Here is a 22,943-nt window from a genome sequence, read left to right as displayed (position 1 = left end):
CATGTGACCCTACTCACAAAACCTCCTATAATGCGCCAGCGTTTTCAGTATGAACCGCCTTATACTCTATTTGACCCAATGTCCCAATCCATACTGTGGAGAGATTCTGTGATAAAAAGCTTCGCCGACCTAGACCTAGATCCTGTATTACTTAGTGCAACTGAGGCCATGGGCTTTACTCGCCCAACTGTAATTCAAGGTGAAGTGATCCCTCACGCTTTAGACGGACGCGACGTGCTTGCCTCAGCCCCAACGGGGACCGGTAAGACAGCCGCATTCGTGCTTCCTGCTCTACAGTATTTGTTAGACTTCCCTCGCCGTAAAGGTGGACCTGCGCGCGTGCTAATTTTGACACCAACACGAGAGTTGGCGCTTCAAGTGACTGAGCAAGCCATTGCGCTGGCGAAAAACACGCCACTTAAGGTTATTTCAATTACCGGTGGCGTTCAGTATCAAGATCACGCTGATGCACTGGCTGATACGCAAGACATAGTGGTAGCAACACCAGGTCGTTTAATGGAGTACATTGAGGGCGAACGCTTTGATTGCCGTGCGATTGAGTGGCTGATTCTCGATGAAGCTGACCGTATGTTGGATATGGGTTTTGGCCCAACTGTCGACCGTTTGTCTGCTGAGTGCCGCTGGCGTAAGCAAACACTGCTGTTTTCCGCAACGTTGGAAGGCCATGGCGTTGACTCCTTTACCGCCGACCTACTAAAAGATCCGGCGCAAGTTGAAGCGACACCGTCTACTCGCGAGCGTAAAAAAATTCTGCAGTACTACCATCGAGCGGACAGCGCTGAGCATAAACTGGCACTGCTGAAGTCTATTTTAGAATCAGATACACGTAGCATTGTGTTTATTAAAACGCGCGAACGCCTGGGCGATCTGCGCAATCAATTAGATTCTGCCAACATCACCTGCAGCTGGATCCAAGGTGAAATGCCCCAAGAGCGACGCAACAATGCAATTCGCCGCTTTAGAGAGGGTGAAGTAAATATCTTATTAGCGACAGATGTTGCTGCACGCGGTATTGACCTTCCAGACGTTACCCATGTAATTAACTACGACTTGCCGCGCACTGCCGATGTCTATTTGCACCGAATTGGCCGTACTGGACGCGCCGGTAAAAAAGGCACCGCAATCTCGCTGGTAGAAGCGCACGATCAATCAATGATGGAGCGCATCGAGCGTTACACGAAAGAGCTGATTAAAGAGCGCTTCATTGAAGGCTTGCGTCCAACACATAAAAAAGCCAAGACCGTGAAGAAAAAGAAAAAGCCAACGGACAAAAAGAGCGCTGTTGCCAAGAAAAAACCGAAAAAGAAATAAGTTACCCTGATAAAAAAGCCCAAGGTGCAACGTGCAACTTGGGCTTTTTTTGCTTGTAGCTTTTTCTATTAGGGATTAAGCCTGCTCTTCTCGCTTAAAGACCAGCTCTGACTCTGTGGAGTCTGACTCTGAGAAGTAATACCCTTCGGCATCAAACTGCTTCAGCTTTTCTACATCGGTGATCTGGTTTTGAGTAATGTAGCGCGCCATCATTCCGCGCGCTTTTTTGGCAAAGAAGCTAATCACTTTATAATTGCCATTCTTACAATCTTTAAACACCGGTGTGACCACAGGAACCGTTAACGACTTTGGCTTAACCGCTTTAAAGTATTCGTTAGACGCTAAGTTAATCAACACTTTATGATCATGTTGCTCAATTTCTTGATTGAGTTTATCGGTCAACTTAGTGCCCCAAAACTGGTAAAGATTGGTACCGCGCGTGTTGGCGAGCTTGGTGCCCATTTCAAGGCGGTATGGCTGCATCAAATCTAGAGGACGCAATAATCCATACAGACCAGACAGCATTCGCAGATGGGTTTGGGTGAATTCAAAGTCCTGCTCAGTAAAACTTTGTGCATCAAGCCCAGTATAAACATCGCCTTTAAAGGCCAAAATCGCTTGGCGAGCATTTTCGGTAGTGACGGTTTCACTCCACTCTTCGAAACGAATGGCATTCAGTGACGCAATCTTGTCGCTCACCTTCATTAATCCCGAAATATCGGCCGGTGTCAGCGTTTTGCACACCGAAATGAGCTCGGCTGAGTCACTAATAAACTCAGGTTGAGTATGTTTGCTTGTCGCCAATGGCGATTCATAATCAAGCGTTTTGGCTGGTGAAACAACAACTAACATAGAAAAATCCTTTCAACTTGTCACTGAAGACGGTCTTTATACGATGTAGGATATAAAAAAAGCCAAGCGAAGTCAGCTTGGCTTTTTCTATTGATGTCATTGGCGACATCAATTGTAACCACTATTTCGAGGGAATATCTTTACCAGCGTTATCCCAAACACCTTCTTCAAGCTGAGTTTTTAGCTCTGGGTAGTCGTCAGGGTTAAAGGTTGGCACTTTGCCCGCTTTTAACTGTTTATTATAGTCGTTGGCAAGCTTCACCACGACTTTTGACAGTAGCAGTATGGCGATAATGTTAACAATGGCCATTAGCCCCATTGATACATCTGCAAGTGACCATACGACAGGCAAACTAGCTAATGATCCAAACATCACCATACCCAGCACTATACAGCGAAACACCATGATGCCTTTCTTGTGGTTGTGCTCTAAGAAAATCAGATTGGTTTCGGCGTAAGAGTAGTTAGCAATGATCGATGTAAACGCAAAGAAGAAAATCGCGACGGCAACAAAAATACCGCCCCACTCGCCCACTTCTGCACTTAACGCGCGCTGTGTCAGCTCAATACCTGTCACATCCGTTTGCATACCTAGGTATTCACCAGAAATAAGAATGATAGCGACGGTAGAGCTACAAATGACGATGGTGTCCATGAAGACACCTAGCATTTGCACGTAACCTTGTGATGCTGGGTGAGGTGGGTATGGCGTTGCAGATGCGGCCGCATTCGGCGCCGAACCCATACCGGCTTCGTTAGAAAATAGACCTCGTTTAATACCGTTAATCATCGCTTGAGCGATCATGTAACCCAAACCGCCACCGGCGACTTCTTCAAGGCCAAAAGCGCTGCGGAAAATCAACGAAATAACACCTGGCACTTGCTCGATGTTGGTCGCAACCACATACAGTGCTAGAGCAAGATAGGCCAGAGCCATCACTGGTACAATCAACTCGGCGGTGCGCGCTATTTTTCGAATACCGCCAAAGATGACGAACGCAGACAATACGACAATCGCGATACCCACATACATTGGCTCCCAACCAAAGGCCGTTTTCATGGCGCCAGTAATTGAGTTTGCCTGCACGGCGTTGAACACCAAACCAAAGGCAATGATTAGGAAGATGGAAAATAGAACCCCCATCCAACGCATCCCAAGACCACGTTCCATGTAGTAGGCTGGACCACCACGGTAGTTGCCGTCGTCGTCTTTGGTTTTATATAACTGAGCTAGCGAGCTTTCAGCAAACGATGTTGCCATACCCAACATGGCGATAAGCCACATCCAGAATATGGCTCCTGGACCACCGACGGTAAGCGCGACGGCAACACCTGCCATGTTACCTGTACCTACACGCGCCGCTAAGCTAGTACACAGTGCCTGAAAAGACGATATTCCCGACTCGTCCGATTTACGGCTGTTCTTCAGTACGCTAAAAGTGTGACCAAAATGTCTGAACTGAATAAAGCCTAAACGCACGGTAAAAAAGACACCTGCCCCGACCAAAAGATAAACAAGAACCGACCCCCACAAGAGGTCATTCATTAAATTAATTAGCTCTACCACATTATCCTCATTATTATTTTGGCTGTTGTGTTTCGCGCAAATAATGGATGCCAACTTCAAAAAAAGCAAATTACGGACTTTTTCGCTCATTTCGCCATCAGCTTTCGTTTCAATTATGTGAAACGCCCAGAATTCCTAAACAAATTCTTCACAAAAGCAACATAAATGAGAAATAGTTCAAAGATATTATGACCTTGTTCATGATACTAATCGATTGCGTTATGCAATGGACTGACTTGAGGAGAGGCTCATGGAAAGCTTTCATCTTGATGACATTTACACGTCAGAACGAACGCCCGCTAGGGCAGCAAGAGCAAAACCCGTCAAGCGCAAATGGCGAGAAATTGAAGCCATTAAAGACAGGCAAAGGCTACAAAGAGAACTCATGGACTTAGGCATCGAAGGCGACTTCGACCTAGACGAGATTAATCTGTAGCTACCATAAAAAAAGCCGCTGTTTCAGCGGCTTTTTTGGTGTTCGGAATACGAGATTATTTCGCAACCATCACCATGGCTGGGCGCAATACTCGACCATTCAACTCGTAGCCTTTTTGCATCACAAACATCACGCTGTTTGCTTCATGATCTGGGCTTTCTTGAATCGACATCGCTTGATGCAACTCAGGGTTGAAGGTTTCGCCTTCTGGGTTAATCACGTTCACGCCAAACTTAGCCAAAACATCGGCAAAGGTTTTGTGGGTAAGTTCAATCCCTTCAACGATAGGCTTAAGCACTTCGCTTTCTTTATCTGCAGCTTCAATGGCACGCTCTAGATTGTCAACAACGGGCAACAACTCTTCAGAAAACTTATTTAGTGCATATTTACGAGCTTTATCAATCTCTTGCTCGGTACGACGACGCATGTTTTCAACTTCAGCCTTCGCACGAAGTACACTTTCTTGTTGTTCTTTGATTTTTGCTTCGCTAGACAACAGTGCTGCTTCTAATTGCGCAATCTTAGACTCTTGAGCGTCATCTTCATCATTCCACTCGATATCACCTTCGTCGCCAATCACTTCAACGTCTTCAGCCGCTAGCTCAACATCTTGTTGCAGCTCTTCGTCTTGTACTTTTTTATCTTGCTCGCTCATGCTTACTCCACATATAGGGTTTTACTACGTAAAATCAGGCGGTTAACCCAAATAATGCAATAAAACTCTCGCATCTTCTAATTACTTGCCATTATTATGGGGATCATGGTGCGTGATTCAAGTACTTTAATCACCACAATCTCAACTGGAATCGCCTTTTATGAGCAAGACATTTTCTGTTATTGGAGTGATTGGTAAGCCGCGAGACCAACTCGCGATGCAAACTCACCAAGAATTGATCCACTGGTTAACTGAAAAAGGTTACACCGTTTTGCTCGATGCACGCCTAAAAGAGCTGATCGATCCAGCCATAAAGGTTCAATTTGCTGAAATCCTGACCATAGGCGAACAGGCTGATCTGGCGATTGTTGTGGGCGGTGACGGTAATATGCTGGGTGCTGCCCGCGTCTTATCTCGATACGACATTAGTGTCATCGGTGTCAATAAAGGGAACTTAGGTTTTTTAACCGACTTAGACCCTGACAACTTTAAGCAGCCTCTAGAAGAAGTGCTATCTGGTGAGTACATCGAAGAGCAGCGTTTTTTGCTTGAAGCGGAAGTACACCGTCATGGCCAGATAAAAAGCAGGAATTCCGCGCTTAACGAAGCGGTACTTCACCCAGGCCAAGTGGCGCATATGATTGAGTTTGAGGTATACATCGACAATCGATTTGCCTTTTCACAGCGCTCTGATGGTTTGATCATCTCAACCCCTACAGGTTCTACCGCCTACTCGCTATCCGGCGGCGGTCCTATATTATCACCAAGCTTAAACACCATTTCACTGGTCCCTAAGTTTCCACACACTCTCTCGAGCCGCCCCTTGGTGGTTGATGGGAATCGCCGAATTTCTCTTATTGTGTCACCCGATAACGCTGGAACGCTTGAAGTGAGTTGCGATGGCCAAGTAGCTCTTCCTGTCTCACCCGGTGATGAGGTGGTGATTTACCAGAGCCCTCATGTTCTTAACCTCGTTCACCCGAATGACTACAGCTACTATCGCGTTCTGAGAAACAAATTGGGTTGGTCGAGCAAATTGTTTTAGTCGCCTTTCAGCGATCACACTTTTTTAACCTGTGCTATTTACTGTATAAAAAAACAGTCTATACTGTTCTTTCATACAGTACTTAATTCTATCCGAAACGCACAGGTGATTTATGCTCGCGCACTTAAGCATCAACAACTTTGCCATTGTAAAAACGCTCCAGCTAGAGCTGGCTCAAGGAATGACCTCTATCACAGGGGAGACCGGCGCAGGTAAATCCATTGCCATCGACGCACTAGGACTTTGCCTAGGTGGACGCGCCGAAGCGGGTATGGTTCGAAATGGCGAAGAGCGAACAGAAATTAACGCGGTGTTCGATATAGACACTAATGTTGCGGCTACCCGATGGTTGGAAGACAATCAGTTACTCGACGGAGAAGAGTGCATACTGCGCAGAGTCATCAATAAAGATGGCCGTTCAAGAGCCTTTATAAATGGCAGCCCTGTTCCTCTATCTCAGCTTAAAGCATTGGCGGGTTTTTTAATCAATATCCACGGCCAACATGCGCACCATCAGTTGATGAAACCCGATCATCAGTTGCACATGCTCGATCAATACGCTGGCCACAAATCGCTTATCGCTCAGAGCAGCGCCGGTTATCAAAAATGGCGCCAAGCAGATAATCATCTCAAGCAGCTCACCAAAAACAGCGAGCAAAACCAAGCCGAAAAGCAACTGTTAGAATACCAAGTGAAAGAGCTGGATGAGCTGGCCATTGCCGAAGGTGAATTCCAACAATTGGAAGAAGAGCACAAGCGATTAAGCAATAGCGGTGAAATTTCCCAATTGTGCCAGGGGGCGATAGAGCAGTTATACGAGTCAGACGATGTTAATGCCACCACATTGCTTCAATCGGTGAGCAGTTCGTTGCAACAACTGGCTGAACTGGACGAGAATTTAAAGGAGCTTCCAGAGCTTATCTCTAATGCCATCATTCATGTCGAAGAAGCCAACAGTGAGATCCGCCACTACTTGGATGACTTAGATCTAGATCCTCAGCGTTTACATTCTGTGGAAGAGCGTTATTCCAAAATCGTGTCCCTATCGCGCAAACACTCTGTGCTTCCCGACGATCTGTTTGAGCATCATCAGCAGCTCAAACAGAGCATCGCTCAACTGGATTGCTCAGACGAAAAACTTGCAGAGTTGCAGGTAGAAGTCGACCAAGCCTTCCAAGGCTTTGTGGCAACCGCTGAAAAGCTGTCTAAATCTCGTCGTCGCTACGCAAAAGAGCTGAATAAACTGATCAGCCAAAGCATGCACGAGCTCAGCATGGAAAAAGCTAAGTTTGAAATCAGCTTCGACAGTGCTAACACGCATGCTTCGCCGTTAGGTATAGATAAAATCGACTTCTTGGTCTCAACAAACCTTGGCCAAGACTTACAGCCTCTTGGCAAAGTCGCATCAGGGGGGGAGCTTTCTCGGATCTCGCTTGCTATTCAAGTGATCACCGCGCAGAAAGTCGATACCCCAAGTCTGATCTTTGATGAAGTTGATGTGGGTATTAGTGGGCCAACGGCCGCAGTCGTTGGTAAGTTGCTGCGCAAGTTAGGAGAGTCGACACAAGTATTGTGTGTGACCCACTTACCTCAGGTTGCTGCGGCTGGGCACCAACAACTGTTTGTTGAAAAGCGCACAGTAAAAGGCGCTACCCTAACCAATATGCGCAGCTTAAACAGCGACCAACGCGTTGAAGAGCTTGCGAGATTGTTAGGCGGCAGCCAAATTACCGACATGACGCTGGCAAATGCCAAAGAATTACTCATCGCGGCATAGATGCTCACGTGTGTGCGTTGCAAGATTGAACTTGTTACTTCTTTTACAGTCAAAATGTCTACAAAAGGAGAAACAAGTTTTTACTTCCATGCAAGGCTTGTTTATTATCGAGCCAGAATTACAGGAAGTCGCGTAAACACATGCAATTACAGTTTAAAAGCGTTAAACGTTGGTTGATCGTCGCTCCATTAGCGGTTGGACTTTTGTCTGGCTGCTCACTATTGGAAAAGTTGGTCTACCGAATCGATATTAATCAGGGTAACTTCGTCGAACAATCGGCAGTCGATCGCCTGAGAGTTGGAATGACCAAAGAGCAGGTTCGCTATCTGCTCGGCTCGCCGATGCTGATCGAAAATGGCAAGCCCGATACATGGTATTACATCTATCATCATACCCACGGGCACAATGACCCTATTCAAGAAAACTTGATCGTGCATTTTGAAGATCAAGGATTGGCTCGATTAGAAGGCGACTTCACGCCAAGCAGCCAATTTGATCAAGGCCTCAACGCCATCAATTAGTCGTGCTTATAAAGTAAAAAAGTCGGTGCTTAGCACCGACTTTTTTACTTTTGGCTGGCCTGTTTTGCTTGCTCAGCGCGCTTTCGCCGTATTTCTTTTGGATCGGCGAGCAGTGGTCGGTAGATTTCTATACGGTCTTTGTCTCGCACAGTTGCATTCAGCTTAACATTGCGGCTGAACACCCCAACCTTGTTAACCTTAAGATCAATCTCTGGATAACTGCTAAGCACCCCAGATTGATTAATGATCTCTTCCACTGTTGAAGCGTTGTTAACCACCAAACTGAAAATCTTTTGCTCGGTAGGCAGTGCATAGACCACCTCTACGTGGATCATATCGGATTCAATACTCATGCATATACCTGCTTGGCTCGCTGAGTAAACGCACTCACCATGTTATTCACCAATTCGTTGAAAACACGCCCAAACGCCATTTCCACCATTTTACTCGAGAACTCAAAATCGAGCTTTAGCTCGACCTTACAAGCGGCATCATCAAGGGGAGTAAAATGCCAGCCACCTCTTAGCAACTTAAAAGGACCGTCCACCAACTCCATAATGATCGCACTGCCCTGTTGCAGCTGGTTGTGCGTAGTAAAGGTTTTCTTAATCCCTGCCTTAGACACTTCCACTGACGCTTTCATGCTGTTATCGGCGCTCTCATGGACTGTTGTCGCAGCGCAACCTGGCAAAAACTCAGGGTATCGCTCAACATCATTGACCAAATTAAACATCTGCTCAGCACTGAACGACACCAGCGCAGAACGATTAACTTGTGGCATAAGGTCTCCTAACTTCAATTACGGTGATCATGGCGGGTGAAAAAGATTTCCTAATATCTCACCATTTCGTATAATGCCGCCATTATGGCAAAGAAAAAATCAAAAACCAAAGCTGGCAGCAATACTATTGCGGTAAATAAGAAAGCCCGCCACGAATATTTCATCGACGACGAGTTTGAAGCAGGTCTGGAGCTTCAAGGCTGGGAAGTAAAAGCCCTACGCCAAGGAAAAGCCAACATCGCTGAAAGCTACGTCTATCTGCGCGACGGTGAAGCCTTCGTCAGTGGTATGAGTATAATCCCTCTTAACCAAGCTTCAACGCACGTTGTGGCAGAGCCTACACGTGTCCGTAAACTGCTTTTGTCTCGCCGTGAACTCGATAACCTATTTGGGCGAGTAAACCGCGAAGGCATGACGCTTACTGCACTATCTCTCTATTGGTCACGCTCGTGGGTCAAAATTAAAATTGGCGTTGCCAAAGGTAAAAAGTTGCACGACAAGCGCACCGACATGAAAGAAAAAGATTGGGCTCGCGACAAAGCTCGCGTCATGAAGAGCAATCTGCGTTAAACTTAAGCAACCAACAGCCTAGCGCTAGACAGCACACTGTTTTCTGGTACTATGCATTCAACACTTGGGGCTGATCTAGGATTCGACGGGAATTCTGACGTCTGAGGTGCATGCCGTGGGGCGGTTGGCCACGTAAAAAGCCGCAAAAAAATAGTCGCAAACGACGAAAACTACGCACTAGCAGCTTAATAACCTGCTGAGAGCTCTCTTGCCCTAGCTTCCGCTTTTAAGACGGGGAATAACAAGAGATCAAACCCAAAAGAGCTAGCCCGGATTCTCCCGCCTGAGAGATGAACGGCGAATTATAATTCAGGATAGTCATTTACTAGCGTGTCGGTTCGCAGGTACTTGGTGAATTTAAAGATCGACTAAGCATGTAGTACCAATGATTAATGGTTTTCGGACGCGGGTTCAACTCCCGCCAGCTCCACCAATTCAGCATTTAAAGACGTCTCAGGACGTCTTTTTTTGTGCCTACAATAATGCAAAATCAATCACTTAGCATCCAATACTATCCCAGGACGTTTCACTGCATCTTTGACTTTTAGTAACCAACGTAGTATCCATAGATTATGGTTACTAAAAAATGGTTACTACGATGCCTAGAGTTACTAAACCTTTAAACGCTACAGAAGTTAAAAATGCCAAACCAAAAGACAAAGAATATCGTTTGTCAGATGGTCAAGGCTTACAACTACGTGTTTCACCTAGTGGCGGTAAACAATGGCAACTCAACTATTACAGGCCAGGCAATGGTAAACGAGCCAATTTTAGCCTAGGCCGATATCCAGAGGTTAAGCTTGAACAAGCACGTAAAAGTGCTCTTTTAGCAAGAGAGCTGATCATTCAGGGCATCGATCCACAATATGACAAAGAACAAAAGAAACAAGCTCATAAAGCAATTCATGAACACACCTTCTTAAACGTAACGAAAGAGTGGTTTGAGATAAAGAAGGATACAATTACCACTGATTACGCAACAGATATCTGGCGCTCGCTTGACCGACACATATTTCCTCACTTAGCTGAAACTCCCGTAAAAGAAATAGCCGCCCCTCTTGTTATTGAGTTGCTCAGACCAATAGAAGCAAAAGGTAGCTTAGAAACCGTAAAACGCCTTACTCAACGATTGAATGAAGTGATGAACTTCGCCACCAACTGTGGCCTGATTCAAGCTAACCCATTAACTGGCATCAAAGCTGCTTTCAAAAAACCGAAGAAAGAGAACATGGCAGCCCTTACGCCTACGGAGCTACCAGAGCTAATGGGCGCGATTGCTAACGCCAGTATCAAACGTACTACCCGCTGTTTGTTGGAGTGGCAATTGCACACTATGACTCGTCCATCTGAAGCTTCCGGTGCTAAATGGTGTGAAATTGATATTGATGAAAAAGTTTGGACCATACCAGCTGAACGAATGAAAAAGCGCAGAGAACACCGCATTCCACTTACTGAACAAGCCCTTGAGTTACTTGAAGTCATGAAACCAATTAGTGGACATAGAGAGTTTGTTTTCCCTTCAGACCGTGATCCTAAAAAGCCATGTAATAGCCAAACCGCTAATATGGCCCTAAAGCGTATGGGGTTTGCAGGAAGACTTGTCAGTCATGGCCTGCGCTCTCTGGCTAGTACAACTCTCAACGAGCAAGGTTTCGAAGCCGATTTAATAGAAGCCGCTTTGGCTCACGTTGATGATAACCAGGTACGTAGTGCCTATAACCGTACCGACTATCTTGAACGACGAATCCCTATGATGTGCTGGTGGAGCGGGCATATAGGAGAGGCCGCCAAAGGCAGCCTCTCTGTTACTGGTACTAAACAATTGAAGGTGATCTAAACAAAGCACAAGTATCGTACTTTAACCATCGCGCAAGCTTTAAATGGTTACTTTGAAATCAACGCTTGGATCTGTTGGCGCACATCACGGCCCTGTCCATCTTGTTCTACTGCCATGATAAATAGACACTTCCCGTTACTAAGATCTGCCCATTTATTGCCAATTGCTCTCTTCTCTGCTGAGTCATCGTTGGTCACATAAGCCTCACCTTTGTATTCAACCACCAGCATTCGACCATCGTTGAGTTCACATACAAAGTCCGGATAAAACTTATTATGCGCTAGAGGTAACCAGAATGAGGCTTGATCTCTACGTACTAAGTTACGAATCCAGTATTTTACTTCCGGTAGTCCATCTATGGCTTTGGCACACTCGTATTCCTCACCTGTAGCTTTCAGATCCTCAATAAGGTTTTGTGGAAAGTAATGCTTAGCGAATTTAAAGCGACCGGAATAGTAAGGTGGGCGCGACGGATAATGGCTCGGTTCGAAATGGTACATGAATTCATCAGATACACATGCTGTGCTCTCAGATCCGAACAGACACGTTTGATATCCAGTCCGTTGAGCTTGCTTACGGTACAAGCGAATAAGATCTCGTATAGCACGGGCTAATGGGAATTTATTACGAACTAAAGCCGTAATTGTTAAATTGGGCTTTTGGAGCAAACTCTTAACTAGTCGGCCTAAGAAGCCCACAAGCTGATGTTGCAACACATCTGGTTGTCGCAGTTCCCTGTCTAGCCAGCGAACGAGATCTTGCTCTGTAACGTCAATAAAGCCTTGGTTGAAAGCAATGACTTCCTTTTGGTCGGCAACTTTATAGGATAGAGACTTACCATCCATATCAATCGCAAAACTATTGCTAGTCTCGTTCATTGCAAAGTTGGTCAACTCTGCTGGGTAGTCGAGCAAATTCCAGCTATGTGAATGAAGGAAAACTTCTGACTCAACCAGCTCCAACTCGCCCTGTTCCATCATGCACAGATATGGAAGCGAGCCGAATTTATCACCACGTTCCGATGGTGCTTTCATGGCTTCGATAGCATGATTATGAACTCGAATATCACGTTCAAATACTTTACGCTTCTTACCTGCTTTTACATGCTTCGTTAGCGCTTTTTGTATGTTTGGTGAAACTTCACCAGTCACTTTGACTACGGCAGTGTCGGTTTGCTCATCCCGAGTCATCGTGATTTGTTTCTTCTCAGATTCGGAAAGCTCTGTTAGGTCTGGTAAATCCTCAACCTCAACAACAATTGCAGCGGGTGATGTCGGTTTTGCTTGAGTTTGCTCCTGCTCACCACCAAATAGATCGCCTTGACCTCCCGACGGAGCCTGCTCACGTAAAAATGCAGCAATCTCCATCTCCTCAAACCCCATAGCAATGAGCTTATCCGTGAGCTCTTGAGCTGCTTTTGCGAACTTCGAAGTAGCAAGATGCGCATAAGCTCGGTTTAAATCTTCAATAACACGACGTTTCGCGTAAGGCATACGAAGCACCCGACCTAGTAGCTGCTCAGCATCTTTACTAGAAGATACTTGCTTAACCGAACAAAATACATAGGCAAAGGAGCAATCCCAACCTTCTTTAAGGGCTTCGATAGTAATGATGTATTCAATCGGACAATTTTGATCAAACAGATTGATCCCATCTAACTCTCGGTGGCTACCGGTAGCTACAGCAATTTTATCTTCATCAATGCCTAGCTGTTTCATAAGGTGGCCTTTTAGTACCTCGACCGTGACCTCACCTTTCTTGTTTTCAGCTTGGAACAAAGCTATCGGACGGATGTAATCCTCATCCTTTTGAGCGTCGGTCTGGAGCTTATTACGAGTGATCACGGTATCCTGAACAGCATCTTGCCAGTTTTGATGCTCTGTCAACACAATCGGTAATTTAATCATCTCTTCGGCTTTCAGTTCGGCTGCCGATACATGAAACAACACGTTACTACCGTTTACGCTAGTGATATTTGGCGTCGCCGTAAACTCAATGACCGCAGCAGGATGCACTCGTCGCAACGTGTCAAACGTTAAGCTGGTACGAGCGTTATGAGCTTCATCCACGATCACCACAGGCCGATACAGAGCTAATAGGTTGGCAAAAGAGCATTTGATATTGCCAATTTCACGACTACTCAAACCATTCTCTTGTACATCAGCCTCAGAAACCGTCTCTAGAAGTGGCAAAGACGGGTGATTTGCTGGAAACTTGGCAAAGTGAGGCTCAAAGTTTTCGTGGTAGGCGTAAACTTTACGTCCAGAGGTGTCGGAAACTCTCAAGTTAGCTAGAGTCGATACCACCACAATAGCCTTGCTGCCTATATCTTGTGGCCGAATTTGAGTCACTTCATCAATATCAAGTACCAGCACTTGACGATTAAAAGCTGCATCAAGCTTTTCACGATAGGGATGACCTGGTGTCTTCAGTGCTTCTACCGTTTGTTCTCGGATCGTAATGCTAGGAACCAGCCACAGTGCAATAGGGGCTTCGGTCTCTAGGTAATAACGTGCGGCAACATCAACAGCATGTGAGCCAAGAACGGTTTTACCACCACCTGTAGGGATACGCATACAGAAATACGGAACTTGCTCGAAGCCATAATCTCTATAAGCATGTGGGGGGAGTTCTTGTTCTTCCAATGCCAACTTGTACGCACCTTCAACACTGTCACTGCTTAGGCAGTGAGAAAGGAAAGATTGCATCACATCAACGGCACGTTGTTGATAACCTTTTAACTTAAACATTCTGTGGATTCCTTATCAAAGAGTGCCGACGTCGTATGGGATTTGCTTGAACGTGATGTTCGCTTGTTTCAAGCGAGCTTCACCTAAACGGCTTGACTCACCGTAAATCACGATGCGTTCATGTTTGTCGATGTCTGGTAAGTTATTGAGTACTTTGCTTGTCAGTACATTGCCACCTGCTGGACGACGATCACCAAGTATGCCGTTGTAGAGCAAGTAGTATGCCGTGTCATTATGGGCACCCAATAACGGAGTATCAGCTTTACTGCCGAGCGGGGTTTTCGTTTCCAAATACCAGATATGTGAAGCTAAGGTTGGGAATTTTATTTCAGAGTTTAAGCAGCCATACTCATCAAAGACTGCATCACCGAGTGTACAGAAGTGGAAACCACCACCTCCTTCCCAGTTAACAGCTTTCGATACCCCACCTTGCTCTCCATCAACAACACGTTTTAATCTTGGTTGGCAGTGAGTAACTGCATGATTTCCCAGCTCGATACCTATAAACCTTCTGCGCATTTTTTGTGCCACAGCCGCGGTGGTTCCGGAGCCAAGAAAGGAGTCGAGTACAATGTCCCCTTCATCTGAGCTGAGTTCAATAACACGTTTGATTAAAGACTCTGGTTTTTTACTCTTAGGAAATACAACATCGCCTTCTTTGTGAAGGTTATTTGAGAGTAAATCTGCCCAAAAAGTTGTGAGTGGTTCCCCAGTTACTAATTTACCATCAATATTTTTGAGCTTCTCTCTATAAAAAATCCAACGCTGTCCTCCTTTGAAATACATATCTGTGAGTCGATTTCTTTCAAGGAGGTGTACCTCGTCAGGGTTCTTTTTTGAAAAGTCGATCGCCTGTTTTATTTCTTCTCCAACATTATTGTAATCGGGTCTCACTGACTGAATTACACGGTGAGCGTTGTCTGTTACGAAGGTGGTTATTTTTCTCTCAAACACATCTCCTAGTGCTTTTTTTAGTTCTCTTTTAGGTATTCCGCAATGATCTGCGAAAGCTTGAGATAACGGTAGTAAGCGCCAAGACTTATAGTCTTCTTCAAAGTTCTCTATAAACTGGTTATATCGGTCATCTCTAAGTCTTTCAGTGAAAACTTTTTTAGGCTGCCATTTGTTTTTATTTTTTGCGTAACTCAAAATAAAATTACATGTATTAACCATACCAGGGTTGATTGCTTTATGACCAGTCGCTGAACCCTGCTTAAATGCCACAGTATGAGTTCTGTTTTTACGACCAAAAATTTCATCAAGGATAACTGTTAAATATCCAAGTTCATTGTCGTCAATATGGACAAACATCGTCCCATCTTCACTCAATAGCTCGCGCAATAATTCAAACCTAGGATATAGCAAGCTTAACCATATTGAGTGCTCCAGATTGTCGTCATAGTTTTCGAATGCTTGCATTGTGTTGAATGGTGGATCAACGTAGATACATTTTACCTTTCCTGCATAATGAGGAATTAGTGCTTTAAGAGCTTCGAGGTTATCACCATGAATCAGCAAGTTTTCGTCATCTTTGTTGCCATAGGAAAGCTCTGGCACCTCCTCTAACAGCCTGTAGGTGCACTTTTGGGCCGTTGTTACAGCTTCTTCTCTATTACGCCAATTTAAAATAGGCATCTTTAATCCTCAAATCTTGTCTACGTCTAAGCCTGCTTGTTTCAATCGGCTAGTAAGGTTTCTCATCTTGCTGAATTCGGTGCCATAGCTGGGCTTGAGGCCGACCTCTTCGCAAAACTCTTTCGCTGTAATATCTTGAAGCTCATCAGCGTACTTGATCATTTGTAGGTGCAACTCTGCCATATACTGGTTACGAGGAGCCTCATCAAGAGCTTGTTTGATTTGTTCAATAATTAATCTTTCCATAAAGCACCATATCAAGCGGTATTAAACACTTTAAGAGAATAGCTATTTTAGCTAATTTAGCTAAATCTTGATACAACAATCCCTATTCTTCCAATGCTGAGCTTGGGTAAACAAAAAAGAGGGGGAAATCCCCCTCAACTCATTGAATATTTTGTTTTCGCCAGTTTTGTATCGCCTTGGCAATACGCCCATGCGTTGCGTGTTGTTGCCACTCATCCCAGAAGTCTACAGTACCGCTGTTTGGTTTGTGGGTTGGCTCATCAATCCTGATACGGCTTGGTAATAAACTGGCGTCACCAACAACCAGCGCTTCACCAGTATCCAATGTAGGTAAGACGTCACTGAACCCTCCTAGGCTATCAGGTAGCAATCTTCTCACAACAGCCTGATCATCGGCATTAGTAAGCCGCATTGATACAAAGTTACTACATTGACTCAGCATGGTTTTGTTTACTTCTGAAGGACGCTGACTGATAACAACTAAGCTGACTCCATATTTTCGTCCTTCCTTAGCAATTCGCTCGAAGATCTCTATAGAAATATCATCAGCGGCACCAGCAGTATTACGTTGTGGCATGTATAGGTGAGCCTCATCACATAGCAAAGCCACCGGGTGTCGCTCCTCACTTGAAGTCCATTGCTGAATAGAAAAAGCTAATCGAGCAACCATAGAAACCATCAATGGCAAAATATCAGAAGGAACCTCAGAGAAATCGATGATTTTTATACCACCTTGACCATTTTCTTCCGTGCTCCCAAGCAAAGCGTCTGTGAGGTGACCAAGCCAGTCAAATTCCAATGTATCTTCACCACCTTGAAACAGAAAGCCTAGTCTTCTATCCGTGACTTTGTTCTCAAGCCTCGCTATAAGTCGAGAAAGTTTCCCATAAAACTCTCCTTGCTTAGGCTTGCCATTTGCTCCAGGAACCATCTCCGAGTTTATTTCATTAAGCCTATTTAACAGTACATCGATATCGAAAGGAACTGGGCTATCTACAGTAAAGCAGTCTAGAATACCAGTATACTCCCCAGCCTCTAAATACTGCTGTTTGGCAGCATTGACTTCCCGAGACATGATCATAGCCTGATTAGGAGCGTTTTGATCAGAGCGATCAACAAATAACGATACTAGAGCTTCGTAAGACAAGAGCCAATAAGGCAAGTAGATTGCTCCGTCAACAATTGTTCTTCCAGTTTCAATCTCCCCTGGCCCCGCAACTTTATAATGTTTCAAGCCTTTATGCTGCAAAGGTGCATATTCTCCGTGGAGGTCAAACACGATTGCGTTGGATGACTCTAAACTAGCCATCTGCTCGATTATTTTGGCTGTCGTCCATGACTTCCCAGATCCAGTACTTCCTCCAATAAATGCATGTCGTTGAAAAAACTTATTGCCATTGAGGTACGCAATGGCATTGTCATCCAAGGTATACTTACCCAACGTAAGGGAGTTACCATCTGCCGCTGCATTGGATAACACACGCATGAAGCCAGTAAGTTCACCCCCCTCTAAAGCAAAGCAATTAGCATCTATTTCTGGGACACTTTCCAACGTTCTTCTAAAAACATCTCGACGAGAACCGTCTCGGTCAAGCATCGTCCCAATTAAAGCTACTTTACAAAGGTTTTGCTCATTAGTCCCTTCCTCATCCCCTTCTTCAAGTTCGAACAACTTTTTACGAGTTACTTGAGATATTAACCCTATCAAGTGCTGCCCCGGCTTAGCACTTTGTAACACAGCAAGTCTATTCACCTGCAAGCGCTTCAATAGTTCGCTATCTTCAACCTCAACAATAACGGTAGTTGTATCAACCGAAGCGACTTTACCAAGTGCTTGATCATCAGTATAAGTAAATAATGGCAATTCCATTCCCCCTAGAGAACTAATTCTAAATAACCGGAAAGGCTCCAAAAATCACCATCTACGGTAATTGGTGCATCCGTTTCTGAGCTGTAAATTATTGATTCGTTGTCGTGCGCCCCACGTTCAATAGCCAAAAAACTCTTGGCTCTTCCCGATAAAAGGAAATCTCTAGCAGTATCACTCAACCCCCAAGTGACTAGAGTTATGCACCCTCCGTCACGGATACATTTTTCTACCAACTTTTCTTGAATATGTTCATCGTTGAAGCCAAAGCCAACGCAAAGGTAAGAATCGCTATTTCTAATCGCATTATCGGCCATCTGAATAATTGTTCTAAATGGTTCATGATAAGTCGTCATGTATTTTGCTATACCTGGCGTTACAATTTGGGGCTTATGTCCCTCTGGGATAGTTTCAACTTGATTCAAACCAATCACATCACCGATAGGGCTTGTGAACCAATCTAGGCTACCGTGCACCTTGAGAATATTAACGACTCTCTCAGCTCGAAGTGATTGAGGTGGGGCCTGTAGTCTTCGATAACCATGAGTAAACCCAGTGTAATGGTGGACACCTGCTTGCTCAGCTGCATATTCAGCAATACGATCATAGTTAGTTGTCACAATATCAATTTGACCTGCTACCGAGCGGAACAAGCCTTTGATCAAGGTTGCTAAAGGAAACTCATCCGTTCCCAAAAGAGAAGATTTAAACACACCTATATCTTGTGGATTGAGTAACTCCCACGTAGCACTAACTACTGCATCTGTTAAAGTTTCAGATAAGCGAACTTCATGTAAAGCTGACTCTAAATCGGTTCCAGACACTAACAACGCTTTAAATCTTTCCCAAGCTTCGAGCTCCGCCCCATCAAGCTCACTAGTATCAACTGTACTTACTAAATGCTTTGAAAGTTCTCCCATCCCCGATAAACCAAACGCAGCAGATGACCCACTGCCAAGGATGATTACCGGAGATTTTTGATAATACTTTTGCGCTTGAGCGTAAAAATCAAACTCGCTCATGAATACTCACCTAATCTCTTAATCTAATTCAGCTACCTATACCACAATCACGCTTCAAACATTGTGTTAAGCATCAGATTTAACTAACAAATCTCTAATCTTTGTTTCAAGCAATGCTCCATCCACTCTTCCACTTCACTTTCAATCCAAGCTACAGCCCTATCACCCAAGCTCACTGATTTAGGAAAACTCCCTTCATCCATCTTTCTGTAAATCGCAGAACGGCTAAGTGCGGTCTTTTTAATTACTTCTTTTAGTTTTAAAAATCTCATGGGTTGTTCTCCTTGTTATTCGTCATAACAGGAGTCCGCCAGTAATTTTTTACCCAGAACGTCTCATGAAACATCAGCTAGTCCCAATCTGTCTCTACTGAATATCAAGCCCTTCATTCAAAATCTTTTCAGATATATTTCATCAATACGCATAGCCCAACATACAAAGCTAAGGAGGCCCCTATGCGTACATCTAGACCAACCATTCCAACGAATAACCACTATCCAGCTCACCAAACCTCAAGTCTTAATGAGCTGCTAGAACATGCCGCCGAAGCCCTTGCTCAAAAGTACAAGCGTGAAGGCACCTTCACTAACCCTGAGAATGTGAAAGAGTACCTACAGTTAAAACTTGGCTCGTATGACCGTGAAGTATTTGCACTGATGCTGCTAGATAACCAGCACCAGCTTATTCGTTTTGAAGAGCTATTCTTTGGCACCATTGATGCGGCAAGTGTTTATTCAAGAGAAGTGGTAAAGGCCGCCCTCAATGCTAATGCTGCTGCGGTTATTCTGGCCCATAACCACCCTTCTGGGATCGCCGAGCCCTCTAGAGCGGACAAGCGTATTACTAGCAGGCTGGTTGATGCGTTGGGGTTAATTGACGTACGAGTGCTCGATCACATTGTGGTTGGTGAACATTGCGTCTCTTTTGCAGAAAGGAGCTGGATATGAATAACCATCAATCAGTCTGTAAGAGTAAGGAGCCGCTTATGCCAACTAAATCACAACTCAACAACACATCAAACAGCTTGTCATTTAACAAAGCCGCTTTACCCATCTCCAATGCGTTATTGAAACGCTTGGCTGATGTGCTGAACCAACATACTGAGGTAGTCGGCGACAATTACATCGTGATTAACTTTAGAGACAAAAGCTACAACGCTGAGAACGGTGGTTATCACCCTGTGGAGATTTCATTGAGCAAAGACGCCCACAATCGCTACACGATATTGTACATCACTGACTTTAGCTACTGCGGTGGTCCTTACCCTGAACTTGAGCGAGATATCGACTTTGATTTTGGTAACTCAGCGGCTTTTACTCGATACGGTGGCTGGACGGGTATTCGTTCACCTGCAATTGTCGAGCTCTACCCGTTGTGGGAAGACAACTTTGTCGCCTACCTCGACACCGACACTTATGACCAAATCGAAGTACGAGGTCATTAGGCGTCAGTTCACCGCAACTCAAACAGCACTTTCCAACAACATCCACCAGCACAGATAACTACTGATACTACTGCTTCCCATATTGTTAAAACGGGAAGCTTGGAACCCTTGCTACATAAGGGTTTGGCGGTATCGGTCTCTCTGTGCTTCCCAAAACACCCTTCTACAGACAAAAAAGGAAGCAGACTATGGCTGAGGTCCAAGCGATCAAAGACGACGACACCATTCGACTCATTGGCCACTTACTCGCTATTCGTTGTAATCCGCAAATGGCTGACGTTTGGCACATTGGGTTAAACCTGGCACTACGAATATCCGATTTACTCTCTATCCGCTTTGAAGATATTAATGATGATCGACTCATTATTCGTGAAAGCAAAACGGGCAAGCTAGCTAATATCCAGTTAAACACTAAGGCAAGAGAACACATTACCAAAGTACGGGAGAAACACCCTGACCATGTTTACCTATTTCAGTCACATCGATGCCAGCAACTAAAACATAAACCGCCGCAGCCGATCTCTCGGCGTGCGGTGTCTATGGCCTTTCAACAAGTAGGACAAGAACTCAAGCTTGCGCTGGGTACTCACTCCATGCGCAAAACACGAGGTTACTTCCTCTATCAATCCACAAAAGATATCGGTCGCGTGATGAAGATGCTACGCCACACCTCAGAGGGCGTGACGCTTCGTTATATCGGTATCACTCAAGATGAAGTCGACAAAGACTTTGTATCACTCGAACTGTAACTAAGAGAGGTTCTATCATGGAACACTTACAACCTGGCGATCACCTGGTGGTGAACGTTGATGTACTGGGGATTACTGAGCATCACGGTTTATACATCGGTAATGATGACGTCATCCATCTTTGCGCTCACGCTAAGCAAGTCATACTCAGTTGCTTAGCTACGTTTTCTGATGAGAAAGAAATCAGAGTGAAACGACGTGCCCCCTATCCACAAGAAGCCATTGATTACGCAAAGCATCAGTTAGGCATACGTGGTTATGATGTAGGTACGAACAATTGTGAACACTTCGTAAATCGCTGCATTGAACAGCGACATACGTCTAACCAAGTGAGTAACAGTGGTCATGTAATCGTTCATGTTGCAGCTAGGCAAGGTCTACTCGGTCAATCAGCTAAACAGTTTGCTAAAGGTCCACTAGGCACCATCGCTATCGCCTCTACAGGGGCCAAGTACGTGGGTGAATACATTGGCTTGCCTGATAGTGTAAACACCGTTGTTGGGGCTCCTGGAGATCTTGTCGCCAAGCCGATTGAAGCCGCCTACAAGGGTACCGTTGATACACTGAGTAATACTTACGATAAACTGAGTGATGGTGAAATCATCGGTGCTACTGGCGAACTTATATCAGGCACTGTAGAGACTGCGGTTGATGTCGTCTTTGCACCCATTGAAGTAGTGGGTAACACCTGGAATGCCATTACATCATGGTTTGATTAACATACTGGAGGGCTAAACACCCTCCGTCCATCACTACCGATAGCTGGTACCAAAATTACGGCGTCCCTCACCATAATGTTTAGTATCTTTTTTTGCCAGATAGCTTATTCGACGGAATAGATCTCGATATTGTCTATTGAACTCTGGCTTACCGTCCATCAAGTAATAACCATGGTTCTCTGGGAACTCTACTAACCAACGTACATCTTCAAACTCCATACCCAAAGCAGTAGCCCAGGCTTCAATGATTATCGAAGCTAAGCTATCACGACTTTTATACTTCCCTAACGTGTGAAATCGATCTTTATTGAAAAACAACACCAAGTGATAATGGTCATTCTCAGAGGTGCTACGCTCTCGGCACCATGCATACCTTACATGGTTACGATGAACTCTCTTACCTTGGTTTAGCTTACGTTGCGATTGAGCAAAGACCTTTGAGCGTAATGATTCAATAAAGCGTTTCATCAAGCGGGTATAGTTTCGGTTATAACTGACGATTTCATCTCGACTTAACAAGCAATTCGGATCATACCTGATGTTAGGTAGTCTTAAATCAATTCTCGCTGCGTACGTTCTAGGGAACTCCGCAATACTGTCATTCATCACATCGCGTAAGCTACCTAAGTTGTCTAGCTTATAGTCATCTAATGGCCCCAGTATTCTAAGCCCATCAAAGTAGTTGTCTCTCATCTGTAATGCCCTATGTATTATTCATTTCATAGAACAGGTACAGCATTAATTATTTAGATAGTGGGCATGCCATATCACTCTAGTAAAGAGCGTATATATTACCCATACCGACAGGGCCTCATTCACAACTATAAAATGCCTATAACCTCCCTCTGAACATCTCCCCCAAACAACACATTTCTCATACCGCTGCTTTTCGATTGGTGAGGTTCACAACGCAAAAAACATGCAATAGGTTTTCAACTTGATACTCTAAGCACTATGATAAAAACACACTCATGATGCCGTACATGTTTCTGAAGCAACAAGGATGGCAAGCAAGGCATGTCCGCTACTACAGAACATAAAAGTGACTGTAAAACAACGATAAAACCACTATCTGGAACACATTAGTGACCATAAAAGTACAACTTTTTTAGTGTTATCAGATGCCAATACAGGGATA

At 44.7% G+C, this 22,943-nt stretch carries 23 protein-coding genes and 1 other RNA gene; 12 read left to right on the top strand and 12 right to left on the bottom strand.

Features of this window, described 5'->3' with window-relative positions:
• Positions 1-108 precede the first annotated feature (108 nt).
• Positions 109-1,332: an ATP-dependent RNA helicase SrmB gene (gene srmB, locus JQC93_RS16975; RefSeq protein WP_205159571.1), complete on the top strand. Its 1,224-nt coding sequence runs from the start codon at positions 109-111 to the stop codon at positions 1,330-1,332.
• Between the two features lie 75 nt (positions 1,333-1,407).
• On the opposite strand, the gene yaaA is transcribed toward srmB, so the two are convergent.
• Both yaaA and JQC93_RS16965 read right to left on the bottom strand, forming a co-directional pair.
• Complete coding sequence (gene yaaA / locus JQC93_RS16970) at positions 1,408-2,184, bottom strand: peroxide stress protein YaaA (RefSeq protein WP_205159570.1); 777 nt, start codon at positions 2,182-2,184, stop codon at positions 1,408-1,410.
• A gap of 121 nt (positions 2,185-2,305) precedes the next feature.
• Complete coding sequence (locus tag JQC93_RS16965; protein ID WP_205159569.1) at positions 2,306-3,751, bottom strand: alanine/glycine:cation symporter family protein; 1,446 nt, start codon at positions 3,749-3,751, stop codon at positions 2,306-2,308.
• 250 nt (positions 3,752-4,001) lie between these two features.
• On the opposite strand from JQC93_RS16965, the gene JQC93_RS16960 reads away from it, so the two are divergent.
• Entirely contained in the window at positions 4,002-4,187 is a 186-nt protein-coding gene (locus tag JQC93_RS16960) for a DUF3545 family protein (protein WP_205159568.1), read from the top strand.
• Between the two features lie 55 nt (positions 4,188-4,242).
• Here JQC93_RS16960 and grpE read toward each other — a convergent pair whose 3' ends face one another.
• Complete coding sequence (gene grpE, locus JQC93_RS16955) at positions 4,243-4,842, bottom strand: nucleotide exchange factor GrpE (protein ID WP_205159567.1); 600 nt, start codon at positions 4,840-4,842, stop codon at positions 4,243-4,245.
• A 160-nt stretch (positions 4,843-5,002) separates the two neighbouring features.
• On the opposite strand from grpE, the gene nadK reads away from it, so the two are divergent.
• The 3 genes from nadK (at position 5,003) to bamE (ending at position 8,185) form a co-directional block, all read left to right on the top strand.
• Complete coding sequence (gene nadK / locus JQC93_RS16950) at positions 5,003-5,887, top strand: NAD(+) kinase (protein WP_205159566.1); 885 nt, start codon at positions 5,003-5,005, stop codon at positions 5,885-5,887.
• Between the two features lie 112 nt (positions 5,888-5,999).
• A complete protein-coding gene (gene recN / locus JQC93_RS16945; protein WP_205159565.1) occupies positions 6,000-7,664 on the top strand; it encodes a DNA repair protein RecN in 1,665 nt (554 codons plus the stop codon).
• Between the two features lie 140 nt (positions 7,665-7,804).
• Entirely contained in the window at positions 7,805-8,185 is a 381-nt protein-coding gene (bamE, locus tag JQC93_RS16940; RefSeq protein ID WP_205159564.1) for an outer membrane protein assembly factor BamE, read from the top strand.
• 44 nt (positions 8,186-8,229) lie between these two features.
• Here bamE and JQC93_RS16935 read toward each other — a convergent pair whose 3' ends face one another.
• Entirely contained in the window at positions 8,230-8,538 is a 309-nt protein-coding gene (locus JQC93_RS16935) for an RnfH family protein (protein ID WP_205159563.1), read from the bottom strand.
• On the bottom strand, positions 8,535-8,966 hold the full coding sequence (locus JQC93_RS16930; protein ID WP_084886605.1) for an SRPBCC family protein: 432 nt from the start codon (positions 8,964-8,966) through the stop codon (positions 8,535-8,537). The genes JQC93_RS16935 and JQC93_RS16930 overlap by 4 nt, the downstream gene beginning before the upstream one ends.
• 84 nt (positions 8,967-9,050) lie before the next feature.
• Between JQC93_RS16930 and smpB the strand changes: the two genes are divergently transcribed.
• The 3 genes from smpB (at position 9,051) to JQC93_RS16915 (ending at position 11,373) form a co-directional block, all read left to right on the top strand.
• Positions 9,051-9,536, top strand: a complete 486-nt coding sequence (smpB, locus tag JQC93_RS16925) for an SsrA-binding protein SmpB (RefSeq protein ID WP_084886607.1) — start codon at positions 9,051-9,053, stop codon at positions 9,534-9,536.
• Positions 9,537-9,602: 66 nt separating this feature from the next.
• Positions 9,603-9,969: a transfer-messenger RNA gene (ssrA, locus tag JQC93_RS16920) on the top strand.
• 165 nt (positions 9,970-10,134) lie between these two features.
• Positions 10,135-11,373: an integrase domain-containing protein gene (locus JQC93_RS16915; protein WP_205159562.1), complete on the top strand. Its 1,239-nt coding sequence runs from the start codon at positions 10,135-10,137 to the stop codon at positions 11,371-11,373.
• A gap of 47 nt (positions 11,374-11,420) precedes the next feature.
• On the opposite strand, the gene JQC93_RS16910 is transcribed toward JQC93_RS16915, so the two are convergent.
• From JQC93_RS16910 to JQC93_RS16885, 6 genes are all read right to left on the bottom strand, one after another.
• Positions 11,421-14,123, bottom strand: coding sequence for a DEAD/DEAH box helicase (locus JQC93_RS16910; protein ID WP_205159561.1), 2,703 nt, complete (start codon positions 14,121-14,123; stop codon positions 11,421-11,423).
• Positions 14,124-14,138: 15 nt separating this feature from the next.
• Positions 14,139-15,758: a site-specific DNA-methyltransferase gene (locus tag JQC93_RS16905; protein ID WP_236009637.1), complete on the bottom strand. Its 1,620-nt coding sequence runs from the start codon at positions 15,756-15,758 to the stop codon at positions 14,139-14,141.
• Between the two features lie 9 nt (positions 15,759-15,767).
• A complete protein-coding gene (locus JQC93_RS16900; RefSeq protein WP_205159560.1) occupies positions 15,768-16,004 on the bottom strand; it encodes an HTH-like domain-containing protein in 237 nt (78 codons plus the stop codon).
• A 139-nt stretch (positions 16,005-16,143) separates the two neighbouring features.
• A complete protein-coding gene (locus tag JQC93_RS16895; RefSeq protein ID WP_236009636.1) occupies positions 16,144-17,874 on the bottom strand; it encodes an ATP-binding protein in 1,731 nt (576 codons plus the stop codon).
• Positions 17,875-17,879: 5 nt separating this feature from the next.
• Positions 17,880-18,893: an SIR2 family protein gene (locus JQC93_RS16890; RefSeq protein ID WP_205159558.1), complete on the bottom strand. Its 1,014-nt coding sequence runs from the start codon at positions 18,891-18,893 to the stop codon at positions 17,880-17,882.
• 83 nt (positions 18,894-18,976) lie between these two features.
• Positions 18,977-19,165, bottom strand: a complete 189-nt coding sequence (locus JQC93_RS16885) for an AlpA family transcriptional regulator (protein WP_205159557.1) — start codon at positions 19,163-19,165, stop codon at positions 18,977-18,979.
• Positions 19,166-19,348: 183 nt separating this feature from the next.
• On the opposite strand from JQC93_RS16885, the gene radC reads away from it, so the two are divergent.
• The 4 genes from radC (at position 19,349) to JQC93_RS16865 (ending at position 21,805) form a co-directional block, all read left to right on the top strand.
• Entirely contained in the window at positions 19,349-19,840 is a 492-nt protein-coding gene (gene radC, locus JQC93_RS16880) for a RadC family protein (protein WP_102275984.1), read from the top strand.
• A 38-nt stretch (positions 19,841-19,878) separates the two neighbouring features.
• Positions 19,879-20,337 (top strand): DUF2787 domain-containing protein, encoded by a 459-nt coding sequence (locus JQC93_RS16875; protein ID WP_205159556.1) that lies wholly within the window; start codon positions 19,879-19,881, stop codon positions 20,335-20,337.
• A 188-nt stretch (positions 20,338-20,525) separates the two neighbouring features.
• Entirely contained in the window at positions 20,526-21,086 is a 561-nt protein-coding gene (locus JQC93_RS16870; RefSeq protein WP_205159555.1) for a tyrosine-type recombinase/integrase, read from the top strand.
• A 17-nt stretch (positions 21,087-21,103) separates the two neighbouring features.
• Complete coding sequence (locus JQC93_RS16865; RefSeq protein ID WP_119909381.1) at positions 21,104-21,805, top strand: lecithin retinol acyltransferase family protein; 702 nt, start codon at positions 21,104-21,106, stop codon at positions 21,803-21,805.
• A 33-nt stretch (positions 21,806-21,838) separates the two neighbouring features.
• On the opposite strand, the gene JQC93_RS16860 is transcribed toward JQC93_RS16865, so the two are convergent.
• Positions 21,839-22,498, bottom strand: a complete 660-nt coding sequence (locus JQC93_RS16860; protein ID WP_205159554.1) for an inovirus Gp2 family protein — start codon at positions 22,496-22,498, stop codon at positions 21,839-21,841.
• Between the last annotated feature and the right edge of the window lie 445 nt (positions 22,499-22,943).

The sequence above is a fragment of the Vibrio ulleungensis genome (assembly GCF_016900875.1).
Lineage (GTDB): Bacteria > Pseudomonadota > Gammaproteobacteria > Enterobacterales > Vibrionaceae > Vibrio > Vibrio ulleungensis.
This window is presented reverse-complemented; position numbering and strand designations above follow the sequence as displayed.